Here is a 5,485-nt window from a genome sequence, read left to right on the forward strand (position 1 = left end):
CCTCGGGGTCGATCTCCATCTCTTCGAAAGCCCAGGTCACACCCGCAAGCTAATCACGTCCCGCCGCAGCCACCACCGCAACCTCCACCACCGCCGCCGCCATACGTGAGCCCTTCGGCCGAAGGCCCCGGGCCGGACATGCCGTTCCGCTTCGTCACCCGGCCCACACCGGTCAGGTGCTGCAGGCAAATCGCGTCCTTCACGTCGAAGCACTGCCCGCGCCCGCCGCAGTCGGCGATGTAGCTTCGCCCGCCGGTCACGACGAGCTCCTTGTCCAGCCGGAACAACAACGGCAGCCGGTCGCCCGGCTCGTCCTCCCGGGCGAAGCGGTAGGTCGCGGCGAGAGCGCCGTGCTGAGACGTGTACGGGTACGCCCGCCCCACGGCGCTCTTGCAGAACTCACCGTATTCGCGCTCGTGCCGGCTGAACGCCAGCCATAGCTTGTCGACCGTCACCGACGGCATCGACATGGTGGCCTTCGGGTGCCGCGCGGCCAGCCGGAACCACTGCCGCGCCGCCGTCTCCGCGGTCGAGATCTGCTCGAAGGTCAGATCACTCAACGCGTAGCGCACCCCGGCCGGAAACATCAGCGCGTCCACCAGGGCGACACGTGACTTGCTGCCGCCGAACCTCATGGGGACAGCGTGCGCCCACGCCTCGCCTACTTCAATGAGTTGGCGAAAGGTCCGCTGATTGCCGCCCACTGCAACAGCATGATGGTCTTGGCGTCGGCGATCCGGCCGTCGCGTGTCATCGCCAGCGCCTCCGCGAACGGCAGCTCCAGCACGGTGATGTCCTCGCCGTCGTCGGCGAGGCCGCCGCCCTCACTCGTGCGGGTGGCCGGATCGTAGGGCGCGGCGTAGAAGTGCAGGCGCTCGGTCACCGATCCGGGGCTCATGTAGACGTCGAAGACGTGCTCCAGCTCGCCGACGGCGACGCCCAACTCCTCGGCCGCCTCCCGCCGGATCGCGGTCTCCGGATCGTCGTCGTCGAGCAGACCGGCCGCGGCCTCGATCAGCATGCCGTCCGGGTGTCCGTTGACGTAGACGGGATAACGGAACTGCCGGGCCAGCAGGACGGTGCCGCGGGAGGTGTCGTAGAGCAGGATGGTGGCGCCGTTGCCGCGGTCGTAGGTCTCGCGGTGTTCGGTGGTCCACCGGCCGTCCGCGTGGCGATAGTCGAACGTGGTCTTGCGCAGCACGTGCCAGCCGGCGGCCAGCAGTTCCACGTCGGTCACCACGACATCGGGGTTGCCCTCGAGGTCGCGCCCGGCCTGGTCCAGTCCGGTCCGCCCGCGGGCGTCCGGCTCGTCGATCCCCTTCACCATGATCGTGACGGTACGGCGTGACCAGTAAGAACAAAACGACCATCGCGTACGCAACGATGACCACCGATGCGACCGGGGCGCACCATCAGCGGCATGAGGAAAGTCCTGGCTGCGCTCGTCATCATGGTCATGCTCGCCGGTTGCGAGAAGGACACGGCCGGCGGCGGCAACAGCGCCGGCGGCGAGGTCAAGTATCCGACCAAGACCGTCCAGCTGATGGTGCCCGCGGCGCCCGGCGGCGGCTGGGACCTGACCGGCCGCACGATGCAGAAGGCGTTCACCGACGGCAAGCTGATCGACCAGTCGGTCGAGGTCTACAACGTCACCGGCGCGGCCGGGACGGTCGGCCTGGCGCAGCTGGTCTCGAAGAACTCCGGCGACCCGCACCACCTGATGGTGATGGGCCTGGTGATGGTCGGCGGCGTGGTGGCCAACAAGTCGCCGGTGAAGCTCGACCAGGTCACCCCGATCGCCACGCTCACCGCCGAGCAAGAGGTCATCGTCGTGCCGGCGAACTCCAAGTACCAGACGCTCAAGCAGCTGATGGACGACGCCAAGGCGAACCCGGCGTCGATCAACTGGGGTGGCGGCTCGGCCGGCGGGACCGACCAGATCCTGGTGGGGCTGCTGGCGAAGGCGGCCGGCGCCGACCCGAAGGCGATGAAGTACGTGGCCTACTCCGGCGGCGGCGAGGCGAAGGCGGCGCTGCTGGCCGGCGACCTGACCGCGGCGGTGTCCGGGCAGAGTGAGTTCAAGGACCTGGTCTCGTCCAAGAAGGTGCGCGCCCTCGCCGTTTCGGGGGGCACCGGCGTGGACGTCGGCGGCGGATCACCGGCCAAGACCATCAAGGAGGAGGGGTACGAGGTCGAGCTGATGAACTGGCGCGCCATCGTCGCACCTCCCGGCATCGACAAGCCCACTCAGGACGCGATCACCGCGCTGATCGACAAGCTGCACAACTCGGAGCAGTGGAAGGCGACGCTGGCCGACCAGGGCTGGGAGGACTTCTACAAGAGCGGCGACGAGGCCAAGGCCTACTTCACCAGCGAGAACCAGCGGATCACCACGGTGCTCACCGAGATCGGCCTGGGATGACGGCGGAAGCGGCGACCGGGAGGGTGCGGCGTGCCGACTTCATCCTCCCGGCCGCGCTTCTGCTGATCGGCATCGGCCTGCTGTACCGGGCGATCGACGAGGCCGACGGCGACTTCAGCCTGCAGGGCCCGCGCCTGGCGCCGGTGGCGGTGACCGCGGCCTGGGTGGTGGTCGCCGCGTTCTACCTGGCCCGGGCCAAGCGGGAGCACATCGATGAGGAGAAGCCCGGCTGGCTGGCCCCGGCCGGCGTCGCGGCCTGCCTGGTCGGCTTCGCGATCGCCCTGGAGTACGCGGGCTTCGTCGTCTCCGCGTTCCTCTTCATCGTCGCCGTGTCCCGGGTGCTCGGCAGCCGCAGCCTGGTCCGCGACCTCATCGTCGCGGTGGTCCTGCCGCTCGCCGTCTACTTCCCCTTCACCCGCCTGCTCGACATCTTCCTGCCCGCGGGGGTGTTCCCGCTGTGAACTTCCTCGGGGACCTGCTGTCCGGCTTCGGCACGGTGCTCAGCCCGCAATACCTTCTGTACGCGGCCATCGGCGTCACACTGGGGACGTTCGTCGGGGTGCTGCCCGGCATCGGCCCGGCGCTGACCATCGCGCTGCTGCTGCCGGTCACGTTCACCCTGGACGACCCGATCGGCACGTTCATCATGTTCGCCGGCATCTACTACGGCGCCATGTACGGCGGATCCACCACGTCGATCCTGCTGAACACCCCGGGCGAGTCGGCATCCGTGGCAACCTCCATCGAGGGTTATCAGATGGCCCGCCGCGGCCGGGCCAAGGCGGCGCTGGCCACCGCGGCGATCGGCTCGTTCGTGGCCGGCACGATCTCGACGTTGCTGCTGAGCCTCTTCGCGCAGCCGGTCGCGAAGCTGGCCACGACCTTCCGGGCCGCCGACTACTTCGCCCTGGCGCTGCTGGCCATGGTCGCGGTCACCGCGCTGGTCGGGCGGTCGCTCGTACGCGGCCTCATGTCCTTGGTCTTCGGCCTGTTCCTCGGTGTCGTGGGCATCGACGGGCTGACCGGGCAGGCGCGGTTCACCTTCGGCACGACGGTGTTGCTCGAGGGCATCGACATCGTGGTGGTGATCGTCGGCCTCTTCGCGATCGGCGAAACCCTTTACGTGGCAAGCCGTCTGCGCAGTCTGCCGGAGCACGTGCATCCGATCGAGCCGACCGGTTCCGGCTTCGGCTGGCTGAGCCGCGACGACTGGCGCCGGTCGTGGAAGCCGTGGCTGCGCGGGACGGCGATCGGCTTCCCGTTCGGCGCGCTGCCGGCCGGTGGCGCGGACGTGCCGACGTTCCTGTCCTACACCTACGAGAAGCAGCGCGCGAAGAGCGACGAGTTCGGCAAGGGCGCGATCGAGGGCGTGGCCGGCCCGGAGGCCGCCAACAACGCCGCGTTCTCGGGCGTGCTCGTACCCCTGCTCACCCTCGGCATCCCCACCTCCGCGACCGCCGCGGTGATGCTGGCCGCCTTCCAGATCTTCAACCTGCAGCCCGGCCCGCAGCTGTTCGACAACTCGCCCGAGCTGGTGTGGGCGCTGATCGCCTCGCTGTATGTCGGCAACGTGCTGCTGCTCGCGCTGAACCTGCCGCTGATCAGGATCTGGGTGAAGGTCCTGCAGATTCCCAGACCCGTTCTGTACGCGGGCATCCTGGTCTTCGCCACCCTGGGCGTCTACGCGGCGACCGGCAGCGTCAACCAGGTCTTCATCGCGTACGTCATCGGGGTGATCGGTTTCGGCATGCGCCACTTCGACTTCCCGATCGCGCCGGTGATCCTCGGGCTGATCCTGGGGCCGATGATGGAGTTGCAGTTCCGCCGCGCCCTGCTGGTCTCGAACGGCGACCTCACCGCCTTCGTCACCCGCCCGCTGACGGCGATCCTGCTGGCGCTGGCCGTGGTGGCGATCCTGGTGCCCTACCTGCCGCGGATCATCGCGCGCCTGCGCGGCCGCACGGCTGAGGAGGACGAGCCGAAGAAGCTGGTCTTCGCCGAGGACGATTAAATCGCCGCTCCGGGTCCCGGGAGCAGGTCGATGTCGCCGGGGCGCATCGGTTCGCCGCAGCGGGCGCAGCTCAGCTCGACGTTACTGATCTCGCCGCACGCGTGGTGGCGGTAGAGCACCGGCGGCCCCGCCTCCCCGGCCAGCCACTTGTCACCCCAGGCGACCATCACCATCAGCAGCTCGGTCAGCTCGGTGCCCTTCTCGGTCAGCGCGTACTCGTAACGCGGCCGCTGGTCGTACGGCCGGCGTTCGAGGACACCCTGCTCGACCAGATGGTTCAGGCGCTCGGTGAGGACCTTCCGCGAGATGCCCAGGTCGGCCTGGATCTGGTCGAACCTGTTGATGCCGACCCAGACGTCCCGCAGGACCAGCGGCGTCCAGGGCTCCCCGAAGACGTCGAGCGTGCGGGCGATCGAGCACGCCATCTCGCCGAAGCTTGTGCGCTGCATGGATTCAGCGTAGCTCGCGGGGTTCCCTGAGGGAACCCAAAGCTGCTAGGGTCTCCTCAAGGAACCCCGAGAGGAGCAGATCGATGATCCAGCCCGACGTACGCCGCGTTCTCGACACCACCGCGCTCGCCCACCTCGCCACCGTCCTGCCGGACGGGTCGCCGCACTCCGTTCCGCTGTGGGTCGGTACCCGCGGCGACCACATCGTGTTCCTCACCGGGCCGGACTCGCGGAAGGCTCGCAACCTGCGCCGCGACCCGCGCGTGGCGCTGTCGCTGGTGGCCGCGGACAATCCCTTCGAGCCGATCATCGTGCGCGGGCGCGTCGTCGAGTGGCTGTCCGGCGACGCCGCGTGGGAGATCGTCGACGAGCTCGCGAACAAGTACATCGGCCGGCCGTATCCTCGCGAGCAGGAGCGCGTCGTCGCGCTCGTGGAGCCGGTGCGGCAAACGGTGGGCGTCAGCTAGGACACCCAGCGGTAGCGGCGCTGCGGGCGGCCGGCCGAGCCGTACCTCAATCGAACTTCCGCTTTTCCCGACTCCACGAAGTGCTCGAGGTAGCGGCGGGTGCTCACGCGGGACAGGCCGATCCGCTCGGCGCACT

7 protein-coding genes are annotated in these 5,485 nt (G+C 69.0%); 4 read left to right on the forward strand and 3 right to left on the reverse strand.

The genetic code is table 11. The features are described from left to right. Positions 1 to 53 precede the first annotated feature (53 nt). Both AB0M20_RS24895 and AB0M20_RS24900 read right to left on the reverse strand, forming a co-directional pair. The gene (locus AB0M20_RS24895) at positions 54 to 635 is read right to left on the reverse strand and encodes a hypothetical protein (RefSeq protein WP_364302012.1); all 582 of its coding nucleotides are present in this window, start codon (positions 633 to 635) and stop codon (positions 54 to 56) included. 26 nt (positions 636 to 661) lie between these two features. Then, complete coding sequence (locus AB0M20_RS24900; protein WP_364302014.1) at positions 662 to 1,327, reverse strand: NUDIX domain-containing protein; 666 nt, start codon at positions 1,325 to 1,327, stop codon at positions 662 to 664. Positions 1,328 to 1,420: 93 nt separating this feature from the next. Here AB0M20_RS24900 and AB0M20_RS24905 point away from each other — a divergent pair, with 93 nt between their 5' ends. Genes AB0M20_RS24905 through AB0M20_RS24915 form a run of 3 tightly spaced genes read left to right on the forward strand, consistent with a single transcriptional unit; the run spans position 1,421 to position 4,433 of the window. Continuing rightward, complete coding sequence (locus AB0M20_RS24905) at positions 1,421 to 2,422, forward strand: tripartite tricarboxylate transporter substrate binding protein (RefSeq protein WP_364302016.1); 1,002 nt, start codon at positions 1,421 to 1,423, stop codon at positions 2,420 to 2,422. Beyond that, entirely contained in the window at positions 2,419 to 2,883 is a 465-nt protein-coding gene (locus tag AB0M20_RS24910) for a tripartite tricarboxylate transporter TctB family protein (protein ID WP_364302018.1), read from the forward strand. The genes AB0M20_RS24905 and AB0M20_RS24910 overlap by 4 nt, the downstream gene beginning before the upstream one ends. Beyond that, positions 2,880 to 4,433 (forward strand): tripartite tricarboxylate transporter permease, encoded by a 1,554-nt coding sequence (locus tag AB0M20_RS24915; protein ID WP_364302020.1) that lies wholly within the window; start codon positions 2,880 to 2,882, stop codon positions 4,431 to 4,433. Before AB0M20_RS24910 ends, AB0M20_RS24915 begins: the two co-directional genes overlap by 4 nt. Here AB0M20_RS24915 and AB0M20_RS24920 read toward each other — a convergent pair. Continuing rightward, positions 4,430 to 4,882: a helix-turn-helix domain-containing protein gene (locus AB0M20_RS24920; RefSeq protein WP_364302022.1), complete on the reverse strand. Its 453-nt coding sequence runs from the start codon at positions 4,880 to 4,882 to the stop codon at positions 4,430 to 4,432. The genes AB0M20_RS24915 and AB0M20_RS24920 overlap by 4 nt on opposite strands. Before the next feature lie 83 nt (positions 4,883 to 4,965). Between AB0M20_RS24920 and AB0M20_RS24925 the strand changes: the two genes are divergently transcribed. Continuing rightward, a complete protein-coding gene (locus AB0M20_RS24925; protein WP_364302024.1) occupies positions 4,966 to 5,349 on the forward strand; it encodes a TIGR03618 family F420-dependent PPOX class oxidoreductase in 384 nt (127 codons plus the stop codon). Positions 5,350 to 5,485 lie beyond the last annotated feature (136 nt).

Source organism: Actinoplanes sp. NPDC051633, from assembly GCF_040681735.1.
Lineage (GTDB): Bacteria > Actinomycetota > Actinomycetes > Mycobacteriales > Micromonosporaceae > Actinoplanes.